Genomic DNA, 25357 nt, shown 5'->3' on the forward strand with positions numbered 1-25357 from the left:
TTTTTAAATCTCACGAATGTTGGTCAATCACCTTACCGCAAGTTCTGGCATCTCAACTCTCGGGATCAATGATCGCAATGATGTGGTCTTCCAGATCCTGTTGACGCACCGAGGCTTCCGAGACCGCAAAACGTGAGACGGAAACACCAGCACGCCTGACACTTTTCGCATCCCCCGTCAGCAGCGGATGCCATTCCGGCAGCTCACGCCCTTCATTGAGACGACGATAGCCGCAGGTTTCCGGCAGCCAGCGCAGTCGTGCCACTGTCTCGACATCCAGCGGAATACAGCCCGGCACGCGAGTCGAACGATTGGCATAATCACGACAGCTGACCTTGTTCACATCCAGCAGACGGCAGGCCACATCCAGTACCGCGATATCACCATTATCCTCGTCTTCAAACTTGAGCAGGCAACATTGGCCACAACCATCGCATAACGCTTCCCACTCCGCGGTATTCAATGCCGTCAGTGCATGATGCTCCCAAAAACGCTCACGCAATTCGCCGTCAGGTGGCGTGACATTGCTCATCGTGCTCTCCTCGCCCTGCCGGGCGGCAGGTCTGTCTAGTCTGGTCGGGCCGGAGTTTCAGGACACTGGCCTCTCAATATCAGTAATGCGTTTCCGGCGGTGTCACGCCCAGCTCTTTCAGGAGATTTTCCTTGGCCGGCGGCATCTGCAGGTAGAAGCCCTGCTCACGGATCTTCTCCAGCACGGTCACACTATCCACGCGCGCCAACGGCTTGTTGGCACGAATCAATATCGTCATGAGTGCAGTCGGCTTGCCGAAGATTCCCAATAGGAATTCTGGCACGTCCTTCAGTCCACGCGTCTTTTCGACGTAGAGATACATCTCGTCCTTTTGGGTGCTCTTGTATATCTCGCAGATCATCTTGTCATCAGTCATGGTGCTATCCATCGTCTGGCATCGCTTGCGCGCATCAGCATCACTCCCGGTCGCGGGCACAACCGGAGAGAACGCTATCGGGTCTTCCTCATCAAGCCTTCTTCACCAAGCCACGCAATGACTATACCGCCAGCGCCTTGGCCAGGCGCTCGGCCAATAGATCACCACGCCAGCCGCTGGGCAATGGCAATGCTTCGCCATCATGATCGGCGATTACCAGCGCTTCCATGTCACGACGTCTGCCGAGAATTTCCGGCTTGACGCCTTGTGCTTCGGCGACGGCATTCACCTCTCGCTTGAGACGCTTCATGCGATTCTTCCACTCTGGCGCCAGTGGTGAAGGCGGCACACGCGGCAATTGACTGTCATCAATCATGGCCACGTCCTTGAGAATCGCAAGCACGGTATCGCCTTCACGCTTGATCTGCGGTGGACGCATGCCTTCCACCTTGGCCATATCGAAGCGATTGATCGGTAAGCGCTCACAGATACCAAACAGCTGCGCATCGGCCAGCAAGCGTGAACGTGGTACATCACGCTTGCGAATCTGTACTTCACGCCATTCACACAGCGCCTGCCAGGATGCCAGGCCCCGCGGACTCAGCTTCCACAGGCTACGATGACGCTTCCAGTACTCCGGATCAGGTATCGAGCCACCACTGCTACCCGGTGCGCTGCAGTCCTCTTTCAGCCAGTCCATACGTTCTAGCTTTTGCAGCGCAGCGCGCTGTTCTGTCCATACTTGCGGCAGGAACAGCACATCCAGCGCAGCATAATCACACTGGCCCTGTGTCAGCGGACGCTTGAGCCAGTTGGAGCGCGTCTCTTCCTTGGGCACGGTGATACCGGCAACACGCTCGACCAGACGCTGATAGCCCATCGAAGCTTCACCACCGGTCAGGCCTTCAGCAATCTGGGTATCGATCAATGGTGTCGGCGCGACGCCTGCCCAACGCAGAAATACTTCCATATCCTCGCCACAGGCATGCAGCAACTTGAGCGGGCCTTCAGCCCCCAGCAGGCGCTTGAGTGCATCACTGGCCGGCACGACGGTCGGGTCAATCAGGAAGATACGCGGCGTAGTGCCGTCTTCTCCTGGTAGCTGACCATCACGGGCCGCCATCAACTGCACCAACGCCGGAATCGGGAAGAAGGTGGACTCACGGATGAATTCGGTGTCCAGCGCCAACCAGTCGGCGCCCTCAAGCTCGGCGCAGGCAGTCGCCAAGGCTTCGGGAGTCTCGACCCAGATAGCGTCGAAATCTAGCTCTGACAACAATGCAGCGGAAGCGGGAAGTTGGTCGCTCATCAGGGTAGGAATCTCGCGGTGACAGGCTTGCCCGGGCAAGCGGAAAAATGAAGGTGACGGGCACTTGCCAGACACCGGGCGGCAAACGACAACGGGCGTGGCGGCTTATGACCACCACGCCCGCAGGCGTACTGCTGTGTCACGGCAAGCGCCGTAACCGTCAAATCTCGCCGAGGTTAAACGGCAAACGACCGCTGAAGGCGCGACTCAGGGTCCCACCATCAACATACTCGAGTTCACCCCCCATCGGCACGCCGTAGGCCAGACGCGTCATCTTGAGCAACTGCCCGCCATGATTGACGTCGCGAAGCTGCTCGGCAATGTAGTGCGCCGTGGCCTCGCCCTCGACCGTAGGGTTGGTGGCCAGCACCAGCTCCTCGATCTGGCTCTCACGCACACGGGTTTCCAGCGCATCGAGGCCGATATCTTCAGGCCCGATACCATCCAGCGGTGAAAGATGGCCGTGCAGCACGAAATAGCGCCCCACATAGCCACCCGCACCTTCGATGGCGAGCTGATCCGCGGGGGATTCCACCACGCACAGCACGCGCTCGTCACGCCGCGGGCTCAGACACAGCTGACAGATCTCTTCCTCGGTCAGCGTGCGACAGCGTGCACAGTAGCCTACACGCTCCAGCGCTTCGCCCAGCACACCGACCAAGCGGTCGGCGCCCATGCGGTCACGCTCGAGCAGATGCAGTGCCATGCGCTGCGCGGTCCGCGGCCCCACGCCTGGCAATACCCGTAGCGCTTCAAGCAGCTGATCAACCAGCGGCGAAAAGCCCATTAGAAGGGCATCTTGAAGCCAGCCGGAAGATTCATGCCGGCAGTCGCCTCTTCCATCTGCTTCTTGGAAGCGACTTCGACCTTGCGCACTGCGTCATTGACGGCGGCAGCCAGCAAGTCTTCCAGCAGTTCCTTGTCTTCTTCCATCAGGCTCGGATCGATCTCGACGCGCGACACATCGTGACGGCCGTTCATGGTGATCTTGACCATGCCTGCGCCAGATTCACCCTGAACTTCAGCTTTGGCCGCTTCTTCCTGGACCTGCTGCATGCGCTCCTGCATTTCCTGCGCCTGCTTCATGATGTTACCCATACCGCCTTTTCCACCAAACATGGCTCACCTCATCAATAATCTGTTGAATATGAAATATGCATCGGAAGCCGCGTCAAACCGTGACAGGGCTTCCTGATGACCGGTGCCGCTTCAATGCCTCACCGGCCCCTGTGCTGTTCATCTGACTGACGACATCAGAAGTTGTCTGGCTCGAAGGAGTTGACGCTGTCTTCGAGCAGACGCGCACCCAACTCCTGCTCCAGTAACTGAATATGCGGGTCAGCACGCAAGGCTTCAACCGCACGCACGTGGCGTTCGCCCAACATGCGAATACGACGACTATGTGGCGTCTCCAATCCCTCTGGCAGCGGTGCAACATTCACCTCAAGCACGCGCTCCACTCCCTGCCCCGCCAACGCCTTGTGAATACGCTCGCGGTGCACATCCGCCATCATCGCCGACTGAGCGGGATCGAGGCGTAGCTTCAGGTGCGTGCCATCATCGTGCTCGACCAGACAATGCGCACCGATATTGCGTGTGATGCCACCGAGGCCCAACGCGGGGAACAGCTCCAGCCACGCAGCATGATTCAGGCGTCCATCTGCCGTCGATGCCTGCGGCGTAGTCACAGGCGTAGTCACGGGCGTAGTCACGGGCGTAGTCACGGGCGTAGTCACGGGCGTAGTCACGGGCGTACTCGCGACCGGCGCAGACTCATTTGCAACAGCGGGCTCAGGTGCTTCCACTGGCGCAACAGCAGGTGCTGCAACGGCGATAGGCTCTGCAGCAGGTGCTGATGATACTGACTCAGCTTCTACTGATTCATGTGCGACGGCTGGTGTTGCGACGGGCTCTGTAACAGGTACTGCTACTGGCTCGGCTTCCACCGTCGTCTCAGCGCCGCTACCGAAGGCAGCACTCAAGCGCGCCATCGCCGAACTGGCCACCTGACTACCAACCACAGGCTCTGGCGCCGAGACTGACTCGGCCTCAGACACTGAGGCCGAAGTTGGCTCCAAAGCGGGCTCAGCAACCCTTTCAGGTGGCGACACTGCCTGGTGCGCTGGCTGAGCAACCGGCTGGGTGGCTTGTGACACGGGCTGTGAAACTGATGAAGACTCACTACTGTCTAGTGCGTGAAAGCCGGCATCCTGGGCGTCGTAAGGTACGTCCTCCGTTGCCCAGGGCGGCGGCTCTTCCGCCATCGGTGCTGTCGGTTCGGCAGCCGGTTGAACCGGGGTCTGCTGAACTGGGGCTTGTTCAGCGGGGACTTGCTGAACCGGTACTTGCGGAGCTGATGCCGGCGCTTCAGTACTGGAGGCGGTCGGCTGATTGGCAACCGGCTGTCCTGTCATCGGCAGCGGCGTCTGCGCCGGGCGCGGCACGCCTTGCGGACGGAAGGCCAGCATGCGCAGTAGCGTCATTTCCAGCGCAGTTCGCGCATCGGGCGCATTGCCCATGTCACCGCGCCCCTGCAAGGCGATCTGATAATAAAGCTGCACGTCTTCGCCGGTGAAACGACAGGCCAGCGCCAACAGCGCTTCACGGTCGCCATGGCCGTTGTCCAGTGCGCTCGGCACCATCTGGGCAATCGCCAGACGGTGGAACACGGACGCCATGTCATCCAGCACGCCGCCATAATCCGGGCCTTGCTCGGCCAGCATCGCGACTTCAGCCAACAGGCTTGCCGCATCCAGCGAGGCCAGACATTCAAGCAGCGCCAGCACATGACGATGATCGAGCATACCGAGCATCGCAGCGACATCTTCGCGACGCACGCTGCCATGGCCGAAGGCGATCGCCTGATCAGTCAGACTCATGGCGTCACGCATCGAGCCATCGGCCGCCTTGCCCAGCAGCCACAGGGCATCTTCCTCGAAGCTGACTTCCTCGCGAGCGAGAATGTCCTTGAGGTGGTCAACCACGCGTACCGGCGGCATGTTCTTGAGCGTGAACTGCAGGCAACGCGACAGAATGGTGACCGGCAGCTTCTGCGGATCGGTCGTCGCCAGCAGGAACTTCACATGGGGCGGCGGCTCTTCCAGCGTCTTGAGCAGCGCATTGAAACTGTGCGTCGACAGCATGTGCACCTCATCGATGAGGTACACCTTGTAGCGGCCCTGGGTCGGTGCGTACTGGACGTTGTCCAGCAGTTCTCGCGTGTCCTCGACCTTGGTCCGCGAGGCGGCGTCGACTTCGATCAGGTCGACGAAGCGCCCTTCGTCGATTTCGCGACAGGTACCGCACACGCCACACGGCGTGGAGCTGACGCCCTCTTCGCAGTTCAGGCACTTGGCGAGAATGCGTGCCAGCGTCGTCTTGCCGACACCGCGGGTCCCGGTGAACAGATAGGCATGGTGCAAGCGCCCCTGATCGAGGGCATTGACCAGCGCACGGCTGACATGCTCCTGACCGATCAGTTCGTGAAAATTGCGCGGGCGCCACTTGCGCGCCAATACCTGATAGCTCATTGAGCGGGGCATTCCTTGGGTGACCTGGGGACCTGTGCGACGTGGTTGAACTCACCACCAGCAATCGACAGGCGGAGACCCTGCTTGAGGTCTCACTGAGAATGCGCTCATTCTAGCGACTTGCCGAGTGGCTTCAAAGCACGTTGCCACATCCAGATAAGGATTAAGCCGCACGTCCCCAAACGCCAGACACGACGAAACGCCCTGAAGGGCACTGCAAAGGGGTATCACAAGATATTAAGAGGTATCACAAGAAATGCTTGGTGTTCGAAAAAGCGGGCATTTCAGAAAAGTAGGGGGGAGTACGAGGGGAAATCATTTCGGTGAACACGAGACTTTCATGTTGCCAATGAAAGTTTTAGAGCCCTGAAATGGAGGCGGCCCCTATCAGCCACATCCCGGCACACACGTCAGCCGCTACCGTTGCTCCCTTCCGGGCCTGGCGGAGTTTGCAGCCTAGCATTGCGAGAGGACCAACAAGGGCCACCACAACATGATCATCACTCAAGGAGTGACCTGCCCAACCGCTTGAACTTCAAGCACTTGGCGTGATCAAGGCGCACACTATAACAGCGCATTCCGTCCCTCACAAGAGGCGATACCACTACCGCTTAGTGTGCCTTATCTTGAGGAGACCGCGGCCGGAAGTGACGTACCATCACGGGCAGCATCAACATCAAGACAATCATCCGCAGTAGATGGTGGAACGCGACGAAAATCGGATCCAACCCCAGTGCAACAGCCAACAACGCCATCTCCCCGATCCCTCCCGGTGCCAGCGCCAGAAAGGCAACATCACGCGGCACCCCCATCAGCTGATGGATGAGCTCGGCAAACACACCCAATACCGCCAACGCAATCAGCGTTGCGACACCTGACTGTGCCATCAGGCCGGCCAGCACTCGCGGCGCCAGCCCCTTGAAGCGCGCACCAATCGCGCAGCCCAGCACTAGCTGCATCACATCGGTGCCCCACACCGGCGGTGAAAAGCGCGCCACATCACCCAGCGAGAACGCCATCGCGACCAACAGTGGCGCCAACAATGCCGCATTAGGCAGTCTCAGACGCTTGCCTAGTGGCAGCAGCACTGGCAGCAATAACACCAACCACAGCCCGCCAATGACGACCTTCTCATTATCCGCTGTCGAGGTACCACCCTCCAACAACCAATACAGCGGCGGTAGAATCAGGATGACCAGCAGCACACGCAACGACTGAGCCACCGCAATGCGCTGCGGATCGCCACCGCTACGCTCACCGATGACCACCATCGCCGTCAGTACACCAGGCACCGACGCGAACCAGGCGCTAGTGGCATCGAAACCGCAGCGCCGATACCAGGCGGCACAGGCCAGCGTCGATACCCACACCCCCAGTAACAACAACAGGCCAGAAAGCCACCAACTGGAGAGGTGCGACATCAGTTCGGGCGAAACGCGCGCACCTAATGTCAGCCCCAACACACCGATGAATAGACTGCGTAGTCGATCGGGGACGGCCAGCGCCAGCCCTGCCATCGCCCCTAGCAAATTGGCGACCAACGGCCCCAGCATCCAGGCCAGCGGCATGCCACTGAGCTGAAATACTCCGCCGCCTATCAAGCCTAGTGCCAGCGACTTGCCTAGCGGCAATTGAGCCATCACTCGCGTAAGGCAGAATTTCCATCCCCGACGCATAACATCAAGCGACATGAGGCATCCTTATCGACGACACGAAATGAAGAGGCAATGATACGCTGGAGTACGCCATGATGACTGCTGCCTGTATCCTGAAAAGTACCTGCCGCCGCGAGCACAGACCTTGCCTGCGTGGATGGTTGACCCGCCTTTGCCCGGAGCCCGGATGACTCACCCTGACCCGACGCCCTCTCCCTCTAGCTCCAGCGCGCCTGTCGAGACGACTCGGCTGCTACTGGTAGAGGATGATGCTCTGCTGTCCAGCACCCTATGCAGCGTCTTTGAGGGCGATGGCCTCAGCGTGACTCACCTGGCCAATGGCAGCGCGGCGCTAACGCTGCTGGCTGACGAGGAACAACACGGTTTCGCACTGATCTTGCTGGACCTCAACCTGCCTGGCGCCTCAGGTCTCGAGATACTAGCGGCACTACGCCAGCACGACCGTCACACGCCAGTACTGATTCTGACCGCACGTGGTGCCATCGAGGACCGTGTGCGTGGACTGGACCTCGGGGCCGATGACTATCTCGCCAAGCCCTTCGCACTCGACGAGCTGGAGGCCCGCGTACGCGCCCTGCTACGCCGTCATGCCAGTCTGCAGCCCATCGGCCACAGTCCTCGGACGGCGGCGCGATTGGTGATTGGCAGCCTCGCCTTCGAGCCCCTCAATGCGCGCTTTTTACTGGCGGATACACCGCTGGCACTGCCACCGCGTGAGCAGCGTCTACTCGGTTGCCTTATTCAACATGCCGGTGAGCCGGTCGACAAGGCACGTCTGACCGAGGAGGCTTTCGGCAGTCATGCGGCCGTCGGCGATAACGCCATCGAGGTCTATGTGCACCGCTTGCGCAAACGTCTGGAGGGCAGTGATGTCCGGCTGCGAACGGTACGCGGGCTGGGCTATTTGCTGGAAAATACTTCCCCCCCATCGGCTGCACAGGCCGGCGCGCCAGCAATGGACTCACCAGAGTGAATGCTGCTGACAACTCAGAGGGCGCTGTCAACGAGCCTTCCACATCGACGTCCAACAGGTCTATCAGCCTTTATCACCGCCTGCTGAGCTGGCTGCTGATACCGCTACTGGCGCTAGGTACGGTATTGCTGGTACAAGCGTTTCTCTCGGCACGCGATGCAGCAGACCGCGCCTATGACCGGCTACTGGAGGCCTCTTTGGTCACCATCGCCGAACAGGTCAAATGGCAAGACGGTCAGCTATGGCTCGACCTACCACCGGCAGCGTTGGAAATGCTGGCGACCGATGCCCAGGAACGCGTGTTCTACAGTTTGGTAGATGCCGATGGAGAACAGGTCACTGGCAACACGCGTCTACCGGATGCCAATACACTCGCAGCTGGGCCTCACGCCTCACAAGAGGCGCTGGGGCGTAGTGGCGAGCTCGCCTTTCGCGACATCGCCTGGCAAGGACAGGCACTGCGGCTTGGCAGTCTCGAGACTCGCCTTGGGGGCTGGGGTGATGATCCCCGTCATGGTCAGCGCTTCAGCATCCGCGTCGCCCACACCCGCGAAGGTCGCGAGGCACTGACGCGCGAACTGTTCAGCGGCTCGCTGATACGTATTGCTGGCATGGCCGTGCTGGCACTGTTGGTCGTGTTGATCGGTGTGCGTTTGGCACTGTCACCACTGATACGACTCAGACGTGCTATCCGCGAGCGTGATCCACGCAGTCTTGCCCCGCTCAACCTCTCACTCCCACGTGAGCTGGAAGAACTTCGTAACACTCTCAACGAGCTGCTGGCACGCATGCGACGAGTACGCGTCAATCAGGAGCGCTTTATTGGCGACGCCTCACATCAGCTGCGTACCCCCCTGGCCGGTCTCTCGGCGCATGCTGAGCTCGCGCTGCGCAACGAAGACCCTGCCGCTTGGCACGCTGCACTGAAGCAAATGCAGGCTACCGCCAGTCATACCGCGCACCTCGCCAGTCAACTGCTCTCGCTGACACGACTCAACAACCCTGAGGTACAGCCTGAGCGTGTGCCATTGGAACTATCGGCGCTCGCCCGCGCCACCGTCAGTCGTCACTTCCTGCGTTGTGATCGCGCGGGTGTCGATCTCGGCCTCGAGATAGCGCCCGAAATCGACAACACTGCCTGGACACTCGGCGTAGCGTGGCAACTTGAAGAGGGACTGGCCAACCTGATCGACAATGCCTGCAAGCATGGCGCGCACATCGTCACGCTAACGCTGGCCCGAGTCGCCACTACCGGTGATGACGAGACACCTGAGTCATTGGCGGGACGCCTGATACTTGGCGTGGAGGATGATGGTCCCGGCATTCAGGCTGAACGCCGCCTGCTGGTGCTACGTCCCTTTCATCGCCACGCTCAGCCAGACAGTGAAACGGCCCCTGTCACGCGTGGAGGCGCTGGGCTAGGACTGGCAATTGTTGATGGGATTGCCCGCCATCACGATGCACGCCTGACACTGAGCGATGCCAACATTCATACCAACGCCAATACCCACTCCGGCGCCCATGCTGACGCTGAGATTGTTGTTGTGGCTGGCACGGAGACAGGTATCACGGACACGCCACGGCGCGGACTGCGCGTCAGCCTGTATCTTGAACCCTGCCCGCCACCGGCCAGTGATGACCTCGAAGGAGATTCTGCATGCTAGCCACCCGCGGCCGGCGCGCCAGATCAAGAACCCGGCGTTCCTCACTGCTGTTACCAGTACTGCTGCTGCCGAGCCTATTACTGACACAGGTGGCATCCGCCGCTGATACCTATCCCGGCTTCGATCCACAAAGTGATGAACATCAGACGCTGTGGCTGCGTAATGGCCAGCCACTTAAGCGGCTCGATACGACCGCTGACAGTATGCGCGATGGCACGGCGACCGATGCCAACGTGTCACACAGGGCCGATCTCGAGATTCATGCCGCGCTGGATCTCCCCGAGATACGCCCACTGCTGGTGCGCTACAGTCGCAAGCATCCAGATCTCCTCATGCACTACGTCAATCGCTCCGCCCTATCGCTGGAGGCGACCTATCTCAAGGCTCCTCTCAAGACGCGCGCTGACCTGATGATCTCCTCCGCCATGGGTCTGCAGTACCGACTGGCCAATCAAGGTCATGCCCGGGCGCTGGACACGCCGAATCTATTGGCCTGGCCTGACAACTCGCGCTGGCGTAACGAGCTATACGCCATGAGCTTCGAACCCATCGTGATGGTGGCACGCCGTGATGCCATGCAGCGACTGGCAGACCTCGATGGCCTGCGTAATCCACGTGATGTACTGCGCAGTCATCGTGATCTCTGGCATCTGCTGGAGACACGTCGTGACGTGCTACGAGGACGCATCATCACCTATGACCCACGTGCCAGCGGTTCCGGCTTCACCTACGCAGTATCGGATGCCCGCCAGTCGCCGCGTTACTGGACACTGGTGCGCGCCATGGGCCAGGCCGATGCCAGACTGGTCAACACCACTGGCGCGATGCTCGAGGCACTGGCGGAGGGCAAGGTGGATATCGCCTACAACCTTGTCGGCCCCTATGCCGTGACCTTCGCGCGTACGCATCCTGAGCTTGAGGTCATCGTGCCGGAAGACTACGTGCTGATTCAGCGCCGGTTGGCCTTTGTGCCTCGCCAGGCACCACACCCCGAGGCAGGTGAAGCCTTTCTCGATTGGTGGTTGAGCTCAGAAGGCCAACAGCGTGTCGCAAATGAAAGCGAGCTCGGCGCATTGCACCCCGAGGTGCGAGGCGAAGGCAGTGCGCATGATCTGCGGGAGCGGCTAGGCGATGCTCTACGCCCCATCGATATCGGCCCCGGTCTTCTCGCGACGCTTGACCGTCTGAAGCAAGCCAGCTTCCTGAGCCGCTGGACCTTGGAATTCCAGGCACCGCCGCCGGTGATACAGGAAAAGTAGCGTCATAGGCGTATTTCAAAACACACAAGGCGCCCCGCAGGGCGCCTTGTGTGTTTTGCATGACATCATGCCAGGCGGGCTAGCGCCCTCCTGCATCGCCACCGCCGCCATCACCGTCCTGTGCATCGGGCGTTGATTCGCGCAGTCCGGCATCTTCACGCCCCGCCAGCGCATCATTGGTTGGCTTGCGACGCGCAATCAGTGCACCGCCTTCAAGGTGCTCGCTACTCTCCGGCGAACCACTGGCAGGTCGCTGCATCTGCGGCATCATATCGCGCTGCTCTACCAGACGCTCGGTGCCATCTTGACGATGCAGCCAGACATCCATCTGCTGGAAGGCGACCTTGATGCCATGTTCACGGAAGCGTGCATCGATCAGTCGATTGATCTCATCCGTCGCGTATAGACGGTCAGTAAGGTCATTGACGTAGATACGTAGTTCAAAGCCGAAGTTGTCCTTGTTATAGGTCAGACAGAACACCAGCGGCTCCGGGTCCTTGAGCACCCGCTTGTTCTCTTGCGCGGCCTGCAACAACAGGCGATGCGCCAGATCCAGATCACTGCCATGCGCAACACCGAAGTTGAGCACCACCCGCGTGACGTTGTCAGACAGCGACCAGTTGATCAGCTGATCAGTGACGAACACCTTGTTGGGGATGATGATTTCCTTGCGGTCGAAGTCGGTCACCGTGGTGGCACGGATCCGGATACGATTGATCGTACCGTGCAAGTTACCCACCGTGATGGTGTCGCCGATGCGCACCGGACGCTCGAACAGAATGATCAGGCCCGAGATGAAGTTGGCAAAGATCTCCTGCAAGCCAAACCCCAACCCGACACCCAGCGCCGCCACCAACCACTGCAGCTTGTCCCAACTGACCCCCATGCTCCCCAGCGTCATCACGAAGCCGGTCGCCATGATCACGTAGGACAGCAATGAGGTAATCGCGTAGCTGGAACCCTGCTTGAGTTCAAGACGCGACAGGATCGACACCTCCAGCAAGCCCGGCAAGTTACGCGCCATCATCACCGCCACGCCGAGAGTGACCATCGCCGCGATCAAATCCGCCAGCGAGATGGGGGTCGCCGGGTCCCCCTCAACCGATGCCGCGATGTCCCACACGACAACGCTGTCGAGATAGCTCAGTACATTGAGCAGGTCCGCCCACACCACATAGAAGATGAACAGGAAGCTGATGACGAGGATCAGCTTCGACAGTCGCAGTGACTGGGAATTGACCTGCTCCATGTCCAGCGGTGGTTCTTCCACCACATCGGCACTGCCTTCAGCTCCGTCCTGTACCTGCGCACGACGCCGAGCAATGGCGCGACGATAGGCCAGCCGCCGTGCAGCCACCGCGAGCCCGCGAATCACCGTGGCTTCCACCAGAATCCAGGCACCAAACAGATAAAGCGTGGTGATGAAGCGCCCGCTCAGACGTAGCGCGGTGTACTCATAGCCCAGGCAGATCAGCACACCCAACGCCACCGGCACCATCGCCAGCGCGAGGCCGAGAATCAGGCGGAACAGCTTGAGCCCAAAGAACGGCACATGCGCCAGAATCAATCGTGACAGGTAGACGCTCATCGCGACCAACCCACCGAACAGAATAAACAGGCCCAGCGGGCGCTCAAGCAGATTGAGGTCGGCCTCGCTGATGATATTAGTGATCAGAATGACTGGCAGCAGCGCACATCCAATCCACCACAGCTGACGACGTAGTTCCGCCACGTAGGTCGCCGGCCATTGGAAGTGACGCTCTGCCACACCGTCCTTGACCAGCAGTCGGCGGAAGATGCCAAAGATGCCCCAAGCCAGCGATAGCTTGAGCAAGGCCTGCCCCAGCGCCCATAGCATGATGCCCTCGCCCAGTGACAACACTCCGCCAACCAGCGCAAGGGCCAATGCACCCGGAATCGCCAGCAGCACATTCAACAGGATGGCGCGCGGCGTATGTAGCTGAGTATCCTGTTTGAGACGCCCAATCTGAGCATGCAGGTCCGCCAGCCGAGCGCGAATGCGTGAGCGCTTCCAGGTGATGAAGATCAGTAGCAACAAGCCCGGTAGCCCGAACCACATATCCGTCAGCTGGAAGCCCTTGGATAGGCCCGCCATCACGGCGCGCCATACGGTCGGCTTGAGTTCCTCGGACAGCATCTCGGGGGAACGCATGAGCCAGTCCAGGTCCAGCGGTTTGCCATTGGCCACCCAGAACAACTGCTCTTCGATGGTCTGGCGTAAACGTCCTGACACTTCCAGCAACTGTTGTTGATTGAGCTGAAGATCAATGGCGCGTGCAAGCAGGCTGTCGTATTCCTTGTCGAGCTTGTCGACCAACTCCTTGCGTGCATCCAGCTGACGAATCAGTGCCTGACGTAGCTCGTCACTGACCTCTGCGTTATCGCTATTACCACCTGGGCGCTCCAACGCTGCCGATTCGCTCAGCACCTGGCTTTCCAGGTAATGGGGAATATCGGTGAGTTGCTCACGCACCTTGTTAAGCTCGAATTGCCTGAGGCGTAGATCAGCGATCTCTTCTTTCAAGTCCTGGCGCACATCCACCTTGGGCAAGCGGCTCTGCTGCTCACGCAGAATACGTGCCAGCAGCACGCTGCCCTTGATGGCTTCGATCTGCTCACTCATCGTGCGCTCAACCTGAGTCACCCGATCCAACTGGGTGCGCACTTCCAGACCATCACGAATCACTGCATTGACGCGATCGGTAATCGCCAATAACTGACTGCTGAGTTCACGGTTACGGTTCAGTACCTGCTTGAAAATGGGGTTGTCGGCCAACGCCGCATTCTCACCGCTGGTCGCATCCGCAATCGTCTGCTCGGACTGATTGCGCCGCTTGTCATTCACCAGATTCTGAATCTGCTGAAGATCTTTCTCGAGAGTCTCGATACGACGGCTATAAAATGTCTTGCGAACCTGAGCCAGCGCGCGCAGTTGAGAGCTCGAATTGAGCTCGGCATGGCTCAATTCGCCACGCGTATCCGCTAGCGCCAAACGCGCCTCAAGCAAATCACGCCCAGTTCCACTCAACTCCTGATCGTCATTGCTGGAGAGCTGAGTCTGCAATTGCTGTACCTGCTGCTGCGCATCGGCCAGCGTGGAGCGCGAACGCTCTGGCAAACTTTGGGCATCGATGAGGCGACGGTTGGTATCGGCCAGCTTGTCCTGCAATGCCTGAAGCTCATCGAGAATGGCCGTCATGCGCTTGTCCAGCGCATCAACCGACTCACCATCAAGTGTCTTTTCGTCTAGCGCAGTATATTCCTGCGGCAGCCGTGACAGCTCAGCCTGCACCTCGACCAAGTCTGCCGGGGCCGACTTGATCTCGGCCTTGAGACTACGCAGATTGCTTGTCGCCTCGCTGAAGTCATCCAGTACCGTCAACGTTTCCTTGAGATCGGCTATTCGTTGACGTGTATCAGCGTCAGGTTTTTCAACGCTTTGCAGGTCCTCAAGCTGGCTCTGAACATTAGACCTTTCAGGGGCTGCAGCGCTGGCTATTTCCGATACACCACACAACAGCACCATCAGTATCAGGGCGCCTGTCAGTAGCATCAGTCTCAAGGGGTTATTGCCTGTCACATCCATCTCCTCAACCGCGCCATCGTTCTTGTGCGGCGTCCACACGGCCCGCAGTGTCTGCATTGTCGACTGCGCCTGCAACGCGCGCAATCACTGCCATGAAAACCTTGTCGCGCCACGCAGTGACTTACCCTCCCAAGAGTCGGAGTGTCATGGAGTAGCGACAGCCTCTGTCGGCATCAACGTGCTGGAACAAGGCACCTGACAGCCAGTAGAATGGCAGACTTGTCATGATCATTGCTCCATACTCCGCAGCTCGTCTCCCGCGGCGTTACCCCACCAGGATATCCTCATGCCTTTCCGTCTCATCTCTACCGGATTCCGGCCAGCCACCGCGTGCCTATCCGGTTTGCTGGCGACGGCCCTGCTGACCCTCGCGGCATCAGCCAGCGCTGCCGTGCCCTATACCATGGATACCCAGGGTCGCATGGTGCTGGCCAATGGCCAGCGCTTCACTCCCCAGGAATTGGGCATGACACCCGCACAGGCACGTGCTGGCGCCAAGAACAGTGATGTTCGACGCACGCCAACCTACTCGCCGCCTGCGTCCAAGAGCACACGGGCAGAGCAGAGTTTTGTCCCTGTCGGTGAGACGATTCCCACGAAAATGACGGGGACTGATGCTGATGCCGAGCAGGAAAATCGCTCTAGCGATAGCCCGGCTCAGCTTCGCGCACAGGAACGTGTTGCGCTTGAGGACAATGCCGAGAGCAATCCACTGGCGATCACCGCCTATAAGCGCAACTACCTGCTGCCTTGGGCCTACAACTCGACGCCCAATGCCGAAAGCTTCAATCAGGTGACACGCGAAGGCGATGTGGACAAGACCGAAGTCAAATATCAGCTCAGCTTCAAGGTCGAGCTGATGGACGACGTCTTTGGCGACAACGGAGATGTCTTCTTTGCTTATACTCAGCGCAGCTGGTGGCAGGCGTACAACTCCGATGCTTCATCTCCGTTCCGCGAAACCAATTACGAGCCGGAAGCCTTTATCCAGTTCGATAATCGCTTCGAGCTGTTCGGATGGACCAACACACGCAATCGCCTTGGCTTTGCACACCAGTCCAATGGCCGCTCCGATCCGCTATCGCGCAGCTGGAATCGCGTCTACGCCGACATGATGTTCCAGAACGGTGACTGGGCCGTGGCCGTCACACCGCATTGGCGGGTGCCGGAAGAGTCCGATGACGATGACAACCCGGATCTCTACAACTACATCGGCTACGGCGATATCACCGTGGGCTATACCGCGGATCAACATGAATTTACCTGGATGGTGCGTGGCAACCCCTCCAAAGGGAATTTCGGCAACCAGCTGGATTATTCTTTCCCGCTATTCGGCAAGGTACGTGGCTACGTGCAGTACTATCACGGCTATGGCGAAAGCTTGATCGATTATGATCACAGCGTGAATCGCTTCGGTCTCGGGTTCTCGATCAACACCTTCTTCGCCGGACTACCCGAAACCTGATGGCAGATCATCCACGGTTCTGACGGAACCGGATATCACGCAAAACGGACAGCCTTGGCTGTCCGTTTTGCCGAGCGGCGCCTGTTACGCAGACCCGCCGAGCGGTTTCTGCCCAATAACCTTGCAGAACTGATCCAGGTCATTCTATCTGCCCAATTTCCGACGATCTTGCGGTCTCTTGCCCATCTGCCCTTGTGTTTATTCCGAGCGGCCCCAACGCTTTATATATGGCCTCACGAAACGCCCTGCGTTGAAGTGAGGGCTTTGTAGCAAAGTCCATAGCAACACAAGGTCATGCCCTGCCGCCTGCGGCGCCCCAGGGAAGATGACATTCGAGAGTCATGAGCACTGCCTAAAGCTGTGCTTGCTATTCACGAAGTCTCATTCGACACACGGGAAGGAATTACATCATGGCTATGCAAAAGATCGGTGATCACACGACGTCAGCTACCAATGCCAACACCGAACAGCTGAAGGATGATCTGCGCCATCTATCCCAGACCGTCGAGGACCTGATACATGCCTCGGCTGAAGATTCCCGCGATAGCATGAAAGAAGCACGTGCACGCGCCCAGACTCGTCTGGAAGCGACTCGTGCTCGCCTCAGCGAACAAGGTGATCGTATCGCTGCCAGCGCACGCCAGTCCGCTGATTGTACCGATCGCTATGTCCACGACAATCCGTGGACCAGCATCGGTATCGGCGCCGCCGCTGGCGTTGTCTTCGGCATTCTGCTCGGCCGCCGCTAATGCAGGAACAAGGGCCGGTTGAACGCGTACTTGGCGCCATCCGCCGCCTGACAGCAAGCCTTGTGGAAAGCGGCGAGACGCGTCTGCGTCTCGCCGTGCTGGAACTGGAGGAAGAGCGCGAGCGATTGTTCGTGCTCCTGCTGCTGTCTGGGATCGCCCTGATGCTGATCTGCTTCGGCATCGGTCTGGCCATTCTGCTGGTGGTCGCGGCGTACTGGGATACTCATCGTCTGCTCGCTATCGCTCTGTGTAGCGGTACGCTGCTGGTGCTGGGAGGAGTGATTGTCTGGCGCGTCAAGGCCATCGCCTCACGACGGAGCTTGCTGCGTTCCACACTTAGCCACCTGAGTACCGACAACGAGAGCCTCAAGGATGTACGTGCCGAGGCGCTGGCTCGCCAACGTCAGCGCGAACACAATTGATGTGCGGAGGTAATATTCGTGCATTACCTGAATCAGAAGTGATACACGAACTCGTCGCCAGGGAGGTCTTATGAGTCCTTCAGGACAGCCAGCCTTGCAGCGTGATCCGCCTTCGTCTGCTTCTCTCAAGACGAGAAATGGGCAATCGCATCCACGTGATGTACGACGCGCTGAGCTCGAAGCACGTATCACTCAACAGCGCCTCGACATCAGCCACGCCATGCAGGATCTCGAAACTGCCACGGCGCCGATTGATCGTGGCTGGGCCAAGATTCAGCAATACCGTGGCCCGCTCGTCTTGCTAGGCGGCCTTATCGCCGCGCGTGGTGGATTCAAGCCGAAGAAAGGTTTGAGTCTCGTGAAACGTGGCCTGATGGGATGGGTAATGATTCGGCGCTTGCGAGTACTGTTCAACAAATAACTCGCAATGAATAGGCAAGACCGTTTTGCGCGATAGTCGTATCACGCTCAGCGATACAACGAAAAGCCCCACGATCTGGCATTCAGGTCGTGGGGCTTTTTTCATTTTCATAACATTCAATCGCTTACGCCGCTCGACTGGTCTGCCTGAGCAGATGAACAGCCAGATAGAGCACCGCAAAGATCATCCCCAACACCGCGGCAAAACCGAACACCTCGCGACCGCCGCCGGGCAAGAACTCCAGGAAGGAGGTCAGGAACTGACCGAGAAAGATGGCCATGGTCAGATAGGAAAGGTTACGTCCGCGAACGGCGACGTGACTGCGCTCTACCGTCATGTGATTCAGCAGGGGAATGGAGAAGCCAAAGCCCATGCCAGCCAGCACGGCTCCCAGGCTCATCACGACCATGCTCTCGGCCTGCTGGAAAACGAACAGGCTAGCGGAATACAGCACGAAGGCCAGCACCAGCGTCGGCATTTCACGCAAGGTACGGGATACCCAGGGCATCAGCATCGCAGCAATCACGGCCACCAGCGAGATACCTGCCAGGAAGATCCCAGTGGCAGCCTCATCAAGGCCGAGCATGTTCAAGCGTTCCGGCAACATGACGATGGCAGTGAAGAACAATGTCAATGAAATTGCCGCCGCCAGATAGACGCTATTGAGTGAGGACGCCACTGCACCTGCCGCACCATCGGTAGCTTCGCTCTCCAACGCGACCGGTGACTGCTTGGGCACCATCATCCACAACATGGCCAACAGCACCCAAGCCAGCAGGTACAGACCAAAGGACAACTGCCAGGCGATGCCTGCCAACACGCCACTGACGAACAGGAAGATCACCCCACCCAGTTCAATTGACATGCCTTGCAGGGCAATCATCTTGAGTCGCGCATGGCCGTGATACCACTCGGAAATCAACGTGGTCCCCCCCGCCATGACGACAGCCGTGACACCGCCCAGCAGAATGCGATCGGCAAACACCATCGCCGTGCCTTCCAGCAGCGCACCGCCCGCCCCCAGCAAGCCATAGAGAAACAGCCCTCCGGTCAGCACGCGATAGGCACCGAGACGATCGATCATGCGCCCGGCGATTGGCGCGAACAGCACCGCCCCCAGCGAGGGCAAGGTAATCAACCAGCTGGCGTAGCTTCCCACCTTCAAGGCAGATGCAATATTCAAAAGCCCCGGCGCGACGACGGTACCGACCATGATGGTCAGACAGGCGATGGCCAGTAGCGTAAAGCGACCGCCGGAAGACAGCGACCGTGATGCCCCGCGTTCTTGATGAGAGGCGGCTTGGGAAGACGAGGTATTCATTTAGGCTCCACACAGGTTCAGGACCATCGCACGCGCTTACCCATGAGCGAATGAGCACATGAGTGAGCGAGAGAATGGCAGGCCGTCAGCCTAACGAGCAGAAACTTATAATAGAAATGATAAGATATGATATGACTCATGCCGATAGAGCATCAATTACTTACAAGAGCCCGCCATGGAACTACGCACCCTGAAAACCTTCGTGGCAGTGGCGACGCTGAAAAGCTTCTCTGCCGCCGCGCGCGAGCTACATACCGTGCAGCCCGCCATCAGTCGCCAGATTGCCGATCTCGAAGCCGAACTGGGCGTCAGTTTGCTGTGGAGGAATACGCGTGAAGTGAGAGTGACTGCCCCGGGCGAGGCGTTGCTGGAAGAAGCCAAGCGTATGCTGGCATTGGAGGTACAGGCGCGTAAGCGCGTGGCGCTGGCAGCCAGCGGCCAGACCGGCACACTGCGTATCGGCTACATGAGCTCTGCCTGCGCGAGCTTCGTACCGAGCCTGATGCGTGATTTTGCCGCACAGCACCCCGATGTCACGCTCGTATTGCACGAGATGACTGCTCAACAACAGCTGGATGCCTTTGCGCGCGAAGAGATCGATGTCGGCCTGTCACGTCCGCTACCCATGGAGCTGCGCGAGACACTGACAGCCTTGCCGATGTATGAGGATGAGCTGATGGTGGTGGTGCCAGAGGGACATAGGCTGGCGCGCCGCAAGCGGCTTGCCTTGCGTGAGCTGAGCCATGAAGACTTCGTGCTGTTTCAGCGTGATCAGGCCACTGGCCTGTTCGATCACATCATCAGCGCCTGCGGCGACGCCGGCTTCTCTCCGCGTATTACACGTCAGCCAGCATTGATGCAGACATTGCTCAGCGAGGTCGCCGCTGGACTCGGGCTTGCGATCGCACCGGCCTGTATCCGACGTCTGCAATGCGATGGCTGCCACTTCATCACGCTGCGTCCCGCACTAGGAGCGGTGCCGCTGGAGCTCCACTACCCCAGCACACCATCGCGTCCAGTCATCGAAGCCTTCGTCACGTTGGTCGAGACCGCTATTCCTGCCATACGCGCGCAGATGGCGTGATGCATGATTGAGCCATGCAACACTCACGATCCAACGGCACTCAACTATTCAGGCCGCAGGCGACCGCTGATGACCACGCCCACTGGAAGTTGTAGCCACCCAACTCGCCGGTCACGTCGAGCACCTCGCCGATGAAGGCCAGCTGCGGCAGATCGCGCACGCTGAAATCCTTCTGGGAGATGGCATCGGTAACCACACCGCCCATCGTCACCTCGGCGGTGCGCCAGCCTTCGGTACCGGCAGGCTTGATCTGCCAATGATTCAGCGACTGCGCCAGCTGCTCGATACGCGCATTGGAGAGCTCCGCCAGGCTGCGCTCACTCAGGCGCCCAGCATCAGCGTCCTGCCACTCTATCAGCGCTTGGGCGAGACGCTTGGGCAGTCGCTCACCTAGCCACGGGCCAACCTGGCGCTTGGGATGTTGCTCACGCAGGGCCAGCAGCTCGGCGTAGGCGTCCACCCCCGGCAGCAGGTCGATGTCCAGCGGCTGACCGGGCGTCCACCAGCTGGAGGCCTGCAGCATCGCCGGACCCGATAGGCCACGGTGGGTGATCAACATCGGCTCGCGATACTGGCCCTTGCCAGCGGTGACGCTGACGTCACAGGCAAGCCCGGACAGCGGCGACAGGCGCTCCTTCCACTGCGAGGTTAGCGTGAACGGTACCAGCGCGGCGTAGGTATCTGTCACTGCAAGGCCAAACTGACGTGCGATGTCATAGCCAAAGCCACTGGCACCCAACGTCGGAATCGATAGCCCGCCCGTGGCGACCACGACACGTCCGGCCGTGTGCGTGCCGTTACCCGTCGCGACGCGCATGCCCTCTCCCGCCTGTTCAATCGCGGTGATGCGGGTATTGAGGCGAATCTCCGCCCCGGCCCACTCGCATTCCGTCATCAGGATCGCCAGCAGATCCTTGGCAGAATCAGCGCAGAACAGCTGCCCCGGCTTCTTCTCGACATGATCCAATCCATGACGCTCCACCAGCTCGAGAAAGTGATGCGGCGTATAGCGCTTGAGCGCCGAGATGCAGAAGTGCGGATTGCGCGAGAAGAAGTTGGACGGCCCGGCATCCAGGTTGGTGAAATTGCAGCGCCCACCGCCCGACATCAGAATCTTCTTGCCGGCCTTGTTGGCGTGGTCCAGCACCAGCACGCGCTTGCCCTGATAGCCCGCCGTGGCGGCACACATCAGGCCTGCCGCGCCTGCGCCGATGATGATGACGTCGTATGTGGCCATGCTGGAAACCTCGTGCAACAAAGAAGAAAGACGGTGATGAAACGCCGAGCGCTCCAGAACAGGCGCCGTGGTGACCTGCCTGTGCCAGACACCGGCCGCGCAGTTTACCAGAAGCCACGCTCGGTTTCGGGTTTCCTCCATGCTCTGGCAGCAAGCGGGATGCGGATTGGCCCATCAAAAAGAGCGCTGCGGATATCCACAGCGCTCTTTTTCAGCTCGCACGTCAGCTGACTTCAGACGTTACATTCCGGCGTGCAGCCCCAACCCCAGAGCCGCCGACAGACCGATACCGGCCGCCATGAGAAGGCCACCCAGGGGGCGTCGGCGTTTCATCTGCCACCACATCCACAGGCCAGTCAGCCCCCACAGCACCATCACGCAGGCCATGACATCCACGACCACTGCCCATACCCACTCCAGCACGCTGCTCTTGTAGCCATGTTGCTTGTGCAGGTGCGTCAGGGTTTCGCCAAGCCCCGCGCCGGGTTGGACCTGCCCGACTGGCTGGCCTTTCAGCTTGCCCGAATAAAGATCCAGCTGGGCATTGAAGCGCTGACCGCTGCCGTCCTCCAGCGTGAAGCCGAGCGTCCCCTTGCCATTGAGTGGCTGACGTTCACTGGCGCCGATCGCCTCGCGAAGACGGGCCTGCTGACTGACCAGTGGCACCGCCAGTGGCGAGGCGTCAGGAAGCGTCAGAGTCTGGCCGGCCAGCGGCATGCGAGCAGGACGAGCCAACGCATTTCCCGCGGCGTTTTCCTGCATGGCGATACGCCGCCCCTCGCCGTGAGAAAGATCCACCATGTAGCGCTGACGCATGTCCGCTCCCCGGGAGTCCAGCAGCAGAGACAACGGCGCGCCCTTGAGCGCCTGTGGGTCAACCAGCCTGAATTCGTGACGCCCCGAGGATATACGATTCATTTCCGCCACGGTGGCCATGGCCAGTGCCTGTGCATCCACCGGGCCCAACGCGGCGCGTTGCAACGCCTCGGAAGACAACGGTGTCTGCTGAATGTCGCGATAAAGGCCGGGATGGTTCATCAGGAAGGCGCTCACGCCATACAACAGCACGAAAGGCACCAGCGCGACGCCGCAATACAGATGCAGAGAGCGAATCCAGGGGTTGAGTCGCTGCGCCAAGGTCTTGCGCCGCCCTCGCTGCCGGGGGGTGTCCTGGAGCGTGGACGTGGCGCGCGAGGCAAGCCGTTGAGCGGGGGCACCGGGTGCAACATCTGACATGATGACTCTATTCCTGGGGTGAGCGACGGCAAGGTGAATGCACACGCCTTCGCGCGGGTGCGATCAAGAGGCGCAGATGATAAGACAAATACACCTCATCGGCGAATGATTCTCACATGCAGTTGCATCGCGCAATCGAATGGCGCGGTTCGTCGACGCCAGATGGCAGATCGCCCCCGCTGCCAAGGGCAACGGGGGCGATCAGAGCGGCGATTTCACGACAAGGAGCAGACGTGCTCGCTCAGACGATGACGCCCTGGCTGCGCAGGTAGTCATCGTAGGTGCCGGAGAAGTCGACCACACCCTCGGCATTCAGCTCGATGATGCGCGTGGCCAACGAGCCGACGAATTCACGGTCGTGGCTGACGAAGATCAGCGTGCCCGGGTAGTTTTCCAGCGCAAGGTTAAGCGCCTCGATGGACTCCATGTCCAGGTGGTTGGTCGGCTCATCCATCACCAGCACGTTAGGCTGCTTGAGGATCAGCTTGCCGAACAGCATGCGCCCCTGTTCACCACCGGAGATGACCTTGACCGACTTCAGGATATCGTCGTTGGAGAACAACATACGACCCAGAGTACCGCGCACCACCTGCTCGCCGCCGCTGGTCCACTGCGCCATCCAGTCATAGAGCGTCATGTCAGTAGCGAAGTCGTGGGCATGGTCCTGGGCGTAGTAACCCACGTCCGCAGCATCGGTCCACTTGATGCTACCTGCGTCCGGATGCATCTCGCCGACCAGCGTGCGCAGCAGTGTGGTCTTGCCGATACCATTAGGACCAATGATCGCGACACGCTCACCAGCAGCCACCGTAAAGCTGAAGTTCTCAAACAGGGTGTTACCGTCAAAGCCCTTGGCCAGCTTGTCGACCAACACGGCGTTGTTATGCACCTTCTTGGTCTGCTCGAAACGAATGAACGGACTGATACGCGAGGACGGCTTGATCTCGCTGAGCTGGATCTTGTCAATCTGCTTGGCACGCGAAGTCGCCTGCTTGGCCTTGGAGGCGTTGGCAGAGAAGCGGCTGACGAAGGACTGCAGCTCGGCAATCTGCGCCTTCTTCTTGGCGTTGTCAGACTGCAGTTGTTCACGCGCCTGGGTGGCGGCGGTCATGTACTCGTCGTAGTTACCCGGGAACAGACGCAGCTCACGGTAGTCCAGGTCGGCCATATGCGTGCAGACGCTGTTCAGGAAGTGACGATCGTGAGAAATGATGATCATGGTACTGGAGCGCGACGTCAGCACGTCTTCCAGCCAGCGGATAGTGTTGATATCCAGATGGTTGGTCGGCTCATCGAGCAGCAGCAGATCAGGATCAGAGAACAGCGCCTGTGCCAGCAACACGCGCAGCTTCCAGCCCGGCGCAACTTCGCTCATCGGTCCCAGGTGCTGCACGATGGGGATATCGAGGCCCATCAGCAGCTCGCCAGCACGCGCTTCTGCGGTGTAGCCGTCGAGTTCAGCGAATTCGACTTCAAGCTCCGCGACCTTCATGCCATCGTCTTCGCTCATTTCCGGCAGCGAGTAGATGCGGTCACGCTCAGCCTTGACCACGGCCAGGCGCTCGTGACCCATGATCACGGTGTCGAGCACCGTGTATTCCTCATAGGCAAACTGGTCTTGGCGAAGCTTACCCAAGCGTACATTGGGCTCAAGCATGACATGACCGCCGGACGGCTCCAGATCGCCACCGAAGATCTTCATCATGGTCGACTTGCCGCAGCCGTTGGCACCGATCAGGCCGTAGCGATGGCCACGCCCAAACTTGGCAGAGACGTCTTCAAACAGCGGCTTGGCACCGAACTGCATGGTGAGATTAGCGGTAGAGATCACGAGGGAGTATCCGTTTGGAATGAAAAGATGGGCGGTGACGAAGCGTCACGCTGGCGCCGGATGATACGGGGTCTGGAATCGCGGTCCGTCAGGCATCAGCCACGGAAGAAGACTTCCAGCAGGTGATAGCCGAACTTGCTCTTCAGCGGCCCCTGCAGGGTATTGAGCGGGCCCTTGAAGATGGCGCGATCAATGCCGCCGACCATCTGGCCGGGGCGCACTTCGCCCAGGTCACCGCCCCGCTTGCTGGAAGGACAGGTGGAGTGCTTCTTCGCCAGCTTCTCGAACGGCTGGCCGCGCTCCAGTGACTGCTTGAGACGCTGCGCCTCGGCCTCGGTCTTCACCAGAATGTGGCGTGCCATGGCAATACGAGCCATCTCATGTCCTCTTGCAAGCGAATGCGTGCCTGTCTTCTCCCGGTTCGCGTTCTGTCCATCCGAGGTGCTGTCCTGTCAGCGACAACCTGCGACAACAGGCGCATGACGAGGGACGTGGCGGGAGGTCAGACGAAAGATGAGGGAGACAACAGGCAACAAGGTGAATCTGAAGGCGGGCATGATAACAGCTCAGGAAGACAGACGCTGCAGTGCGTGTTCGCAGCCGCTTCTGACAGGCGAGAATCCGGTAAAGCCAGACGCATGCGGGGATATCGAGAACATTCTCGA

At 59.6% G+C, this 25357-nt stretch carries 21 protein-coding genes and 1 other RNA gene; 8 read left to right on the forward strand and 14 right to left on the reverse strand.

The genetic code is table 11. The annotated features are described in order from the left end of the window. Nucleotides 1-52 precede the first annotated feature (52 nt). The 8 genes from BF12_RS0116745 to BF12_RS0116775 all read right to left on the reverse strand — a co-directional run bounded on the left by BF12_RS0116745 (nt 53) and on the right by BF12_RS0116775 (nt 7438). Nucleotides 53-532, reverse strand: coding sequence for a YcgN family cysteine cluster protein (locus tag BF12_RS0116745; RefSeq protein WP_035160496.1), 480 nt, complete (start codon nt 530-532; stop codon nt 53-55). A 79-nt stretch (nt 533-611) separates the two neighbouring features. Then, nucleotides 612-908 (reverse strand): YcgL domain-containing protein, encoded by a 297-nt coding sequence (locus BF12_RS0116750; RefSeq protein WP_024953263.1) that lies wholly within the window; start codon nt 906-908, stop codon nt 612-614. 121 nt (nt 909-1029) lie between these two features. Continuing rightward, nucleotides 1030-2217 carry a ribonuclease D gene (gene rnd, locus BF12_RS0116755; RefSeq protein WP_051511117.1) on the reverse strand — a complete coding sequence of 396 codons (1188 nt, stop codon included), beginning with the start codon at nt 2215-2217 and terminating at the stop codon, nt 1030-1032. Nucleotides 2218-2377: 160 nt separating this feature from the next. Then, nucleotides 2378-3004 (reverse strand): recombination mediator RecR, encoded by a 627-nt coding sequence (gene recR / locus BF12_RS0116760; RefSeq protein ID WP_024953265.1) that lies wholly within the window; start codon nt 3002-3004, stop codon nt 2378-2380. Beyond that, nucleotides 3004-3336, reverse strand: a complete 333-nt coding sequence (locus tag BF12_RS0116765; RefSeq protein WP_024953266.1) for a YbaB/EbfC family nucleoid-associated protein — start codon at nt 3334-3336, stop codon at nt 3004-3006. Before BF12_RS0116765 ends, recR begins: the two co-directional genes overlap by 1 nt. A 134-nt stretch (nt 3337-3470) precedes the next feature. Beyond that, entirely contained in the window at nt 3471-5747 is a 2277-nt protein-coding gene (gene dnaX / locus BF12_RS0116770; protein WP_024953267.1) for a DNA polymerase III subunit gamma/tau, read from the reverse strand. A gap of 382 nt (nt 5748-6129) precedes the next feature. Then, nucleotides 6130-6226, reverse strand: an RNA gene (gene ffs, locus BF12_RS21830) — signal recognition particle sRNA small type. A 132-nt stretch (nt 6227-6358) separates the two neighbouring features. Continuing rightward, nucleotides 6359-7438 carry an AbrB family transcriptional regulator gene (locus tag BF12_RS0116775; RefSeq protein WP_246116569.1) on the reverse strand — a complete coding sequence of 360 codons (1080 nt, stop codon included), beginning with the start codon at nt 7436-7438 and terminating at the stop codon, nt 6359-6361. 151 nt (nt 7439-7589) lie between these two features. On the opposite strand from BF12_RS0116775, the gene BF12_RS0116785 reads away from it, so the two are divergent. The 3 genes from BF12_RS0116785 to BF12_RS0116795 are packed head-to-tail and all read left to right on the forward strand — an operon-like array spanning nt 7590 to nt 11319. Continuing rightward, nucleotides 7590-8396 (forward strand): response regulator transcription factor, encoded by an 807-nt coding sequence (locus BF12_RS0116785; protein ID WP_024953269.1) that lies wholly within the window; start codon nt 7590-7592, stop codon nt 8394-8396. Then, nucleotides 8393-10060 (forward strand): sensor histidine kinase, encoded by a 1668-nt coding sequence (locus BF12_RS0116790; protein ID WP_024953270.1) that lies wholly within the window; start codon nt 8393-8395, stop codon nt 10058-10060. Before BF12_RS0116785 ends, BF12_RS0116790 begins: the two co-directional genes overlap by 4 nt. Beyond that, nucleotides 10054-11319 carry an ABC transporter substrate-binding protein gene (locus BF12_RS0116795; protein ID WP_024953271.1) on the forward strand — a complete coding sequence of 422 codons (1266 nt, stop codon included), beginning with the start codon at nt 10054-10056 and terminating at the stop codon, nt 11317-11319. Before BF12_RS0116790 ends, BF12_RS0116795 begins: the two co-directional genes overlap by 7 nt. A gap of 79 nt (nt 11320-11398) precedes the next feature. Here the strand turns inward: BF12_RS0116795 and mscK are convergent, their stop codons facing one another. After that, nucleotides 11399-14983 (reverse strand): mechanosensitive channel MscK, encoded by a 3585-nt coding sequence (gene mscK / locus BF12_RS0116800; RefSeq protein WP_024953272.1) that lies wholly within the window; start codon nt 14981-14983, stop codon nt 11399-11401. 229 nt (nt 14984-15212) lie between these two features. On the opposite strand from mscK, the gene BF12_RS20740 reads away from it, so the two are divergent. The 4 genes from BF12_RS20740 (at nt 15213) to BF12_RS0116820 (ending at nt 17983) form a co-directional block, all read left to right on the forward strand. After that, a complete protein-coding gene (locus BF12_RS20740; protein WP_024953273.1) occupies nt 15213-16391 on the forward strand; it encodes a phospholipase A in 1179 nt (392 codons plus the stop codon). Between the two features lie 410 nt (nt 16392-16801). Then, entirely contained in the window at nt 16802-17140 is a 339-nt protein-coding gene (locus tag BF12_RS0116810) for an ElaB/YgaM/YqjD family protein (RefSeq protein ID WP_084488190.1), read from the forward strand. Further along, on the forward strand, nt 17140-17562 hold the full coding sequence (locus BF12_RS0116815) for a phage holin family protein (RefSeq protein ID WP_024953275.1): 423 nt from the start codon (nt 17140-17142) through the stop codon (nt 17560-17562). Before BF12_RS0116810 ends, BF12_RS0116815 begins: the two co-directional genes overlap by 1 nt. Before the next feature lie 70 nt (nt 17563-17632). Continuing rightward, the gene (locus tag BF12_RS0116820; RefSeq protein WP_024953276.1) at nt 17633-17983 is read left to right on the forward strand and encodes a YqjK-like family protein; all 351 of its coding nucleotides are present in this window, start codon (nt 17633-17635) and stop codon (nt 17981-17983) included. Nucleotides 17984-18107: 124 nt separating this feature from the next. Here the strand turns inward: BF12_RS0116820 and BF12_RS0116825 are convergent, their stop codons facing one another. Continuing rightward, entirely contained in the window at nt 18108-19304 is a 1197-nt protein-coding gene (locus BF12_RS0116825; protein WP_024953277.1) for an MFS transporter, read from the reverse strand. Between the two features lie 175 nt (nt 19305-19479). On the opposite strand from BF12_RS0116825, the gene BF12_RS0116830 reads away from it, so the two are divergent. Next, on the forward strand, nt 19480-20388 hold the full coding sequence (locus tag BF12_RS0116830) for a LysR family transcriptional regulator (RefSeq protein ID WP_024953278.1): 909 nt from the start codon (nt 19480-19482) through the stop codon (nt 20386-20388). Nucleotides 20389-20428: 40 nt separating this feature from the next. Here BF12_RS0116830 and BF12_RS0116835 read toward each other — a convergent pair whose 3' ends face one another. The 4 genes from BF12_RS0116835 to BF12_RS0116850 all read right to left on the reverse strand — a co-directional run bounded on the left by BF12_RS0116835 (nt 20429) and on the right by BF12_RS0116850 (nt 25069). Then, a complete protein-coding gene (locus BF12_RS0116835; protein ID WP_024953279.1) occupies nt 20429-21625 on the reverse strand; it encodes a BaiN/RdsA family NAD(P)/FAD-dependent oxidoreductase in 1197 nt (398 codons plus the stop codon). Nucleotides 21626-21865: 240 nt separating this feature from the next. Then, nucleotides 21866-22861 (reverse strand): PepSY domain-containing protein, encoded by a 996-nt coding sequence (locus BF12_RS0116840; protein ID WP_024953280.1) that lies wholly within the window; start codon nt 22859-22861, stop codon nt 21866-21868. Nucleotides 22862-23102: 241 nt separating this feature from the next. Then, complete coding sequence (locus tag BF12_RS0116845) at nt 23103-24692, reverse strand: ABC-F family ATPase (protein ID WP_024953281.1); 1590 nt, start codon at nt 24690-24692, stop codon at nt 23103-23105. A gap of 95 nt (nt 24693-24787) precedes the next feature. Continuing rightward, complete coding sequence (locus BF12_RS0116850) at nt 24788-25069, reverse strand: peptidylprolyl isomerase (RefSeq protein WP_035160499.1); 282 nt, start codon at nt 25067-25069, stop codon at nt 24788-24790. Nucleotides 25070-25357: the final 288 nt, after the last annotated feature.

Source organism: Cobetia crustatorum (assembly GCF_000591415.1).
Classification (GTDB): domain Bacteria; phylum Pseudomonadota; class Gammaproteobacteria; order Pseudomonadales; family Halomonadaceae; genus Cobetia; species Cobetia crustatorum.

Coding starts and splice junctions, on each gene's coding strand:
- BF12_RS0116785 (WP_024953269.1), top strand. CDS start 7,590: ATGACTCACCCTGACCCGACGCCCTCTCCCTCTAGCTCCAGCGCGCCT.
- BF12_RS0116830 (WP_024953278.1), top strand. CDS start 19,480: ATGGAACTACGCACCCTGAAAACCTTCGTGGCAGTGGCGACGCTGAAA.
- BF12_RS0116820 (WP_024953276.1), top strand. CDS start 17,633: ATGAGTCCTTCAGGACAGCCAGCCTTGCAGCGTGATCCGCCTTCGTCT.
- BF12_RS0116795 (WP_024953271.1), top strand. CDS start 10,054: ATGCTAGCCACCCGCGGCCGGCGCGCCAGATCAAGAACCCGGCGTTCC.
- BF12_RS0116815 (WP_024953275.1), top strand. CDS start 17,140: ATGCAGGAACAAGGGCCGGTTGAACGCGTACTTGGCGCCATCCGCCGC.
- BF12_RS20740 (WP_024953273.1), top strand. CDS start 15,213: ATGCCTTTCCGTCTCATCTCTACCGGATTCCGGCCAGCCACCGCGTGC.
- BF12_RS0116745 (WP_035160496.1), bottom strand. CDS start 532: ATGAGCAATGTCACGCCACCTGACGGCGAATTGCGTGAGCGTTTTTGG.
- recR (WP_024953265.1), bottom strand. CDS start 3,004: ATGGGCTTTTCGCCGCTGGTTGATCAGCTGCTTGAAGCGCTACGGGTA.
- BF12_RS0116775 (WP_246116569.1), bottom strand. CDS start 7,438: ATGTCGCTTGATGTTATGCGTCGGGGATGGAAATTCTGCCTTACGCGA.
- dnaX (WP_024953267.1), bottom strand. CDS start 5,747: ATGAGCTATCAGGTATTGGCGCGCAAGTGGCGCCCGCGCAATTTTCAC.
- BF12_RS0116850 (WP_035160499.1), bottom strand. CDS start 25,069: ATGGCTCGTATTGCCATGGCACGCCACATTCTGGTGAAGACCGAGGCC.
- BF12_RS0116810 (WP_084488190.1), top strand. CDS start 16,802: ATGGCTATGCAAAAGATCGGTGATCACACGACGTCAGCTACCAATGCC.
- rnd (WP_051511117.1), bottom strand. CDS start 2,217: ATGAGCGACCAACTTCCCGCTTCCGCTGCATTGTTGTCAGAGCTAGAT.
- mscK (WP_024953272.1), bottom strand. CDS start 14,983: ATGCAGACACTGCGGGCCGTGTGGACGCCGCACAAGAACGATGGCGCG.
- BF12_RS0116840 (WP_024953280.1), bottom strand. CDS start 22,861: ATGTCAGATGTTGCACCCGGTGCCCCCGCTCAACGGCTTGCCTCGCGC.
- BF12_RS0116765 (WP_024953266.1), bottom strand. CDS start 3,336: ATGTTTGGTGGAAAAGGCGGTATGGGTAACATCATGAAGCAGGCGCAG.
- BF12_RS0116750 (WP_024953263.1), bottom strand. CDS start 908: ATGACTGATGACAAGATGATCTGCGAGATATACAAGAGCACCCAAAAG.
- BF12_RS0116825 (WP_024953277.1), bottom strand. CDS start 19,304: ATGAATACCTCGTCTTCCCAAGCCGCCTCTCATCAAGAACGCGGGGCA.
- BF12_RS0116835 (WP_024953279.1), bottom strand. CDS start 21,625: ATGGCCACATACGACGTCATCATCATCGGCGCAGGCGCGGCAGGCCTG.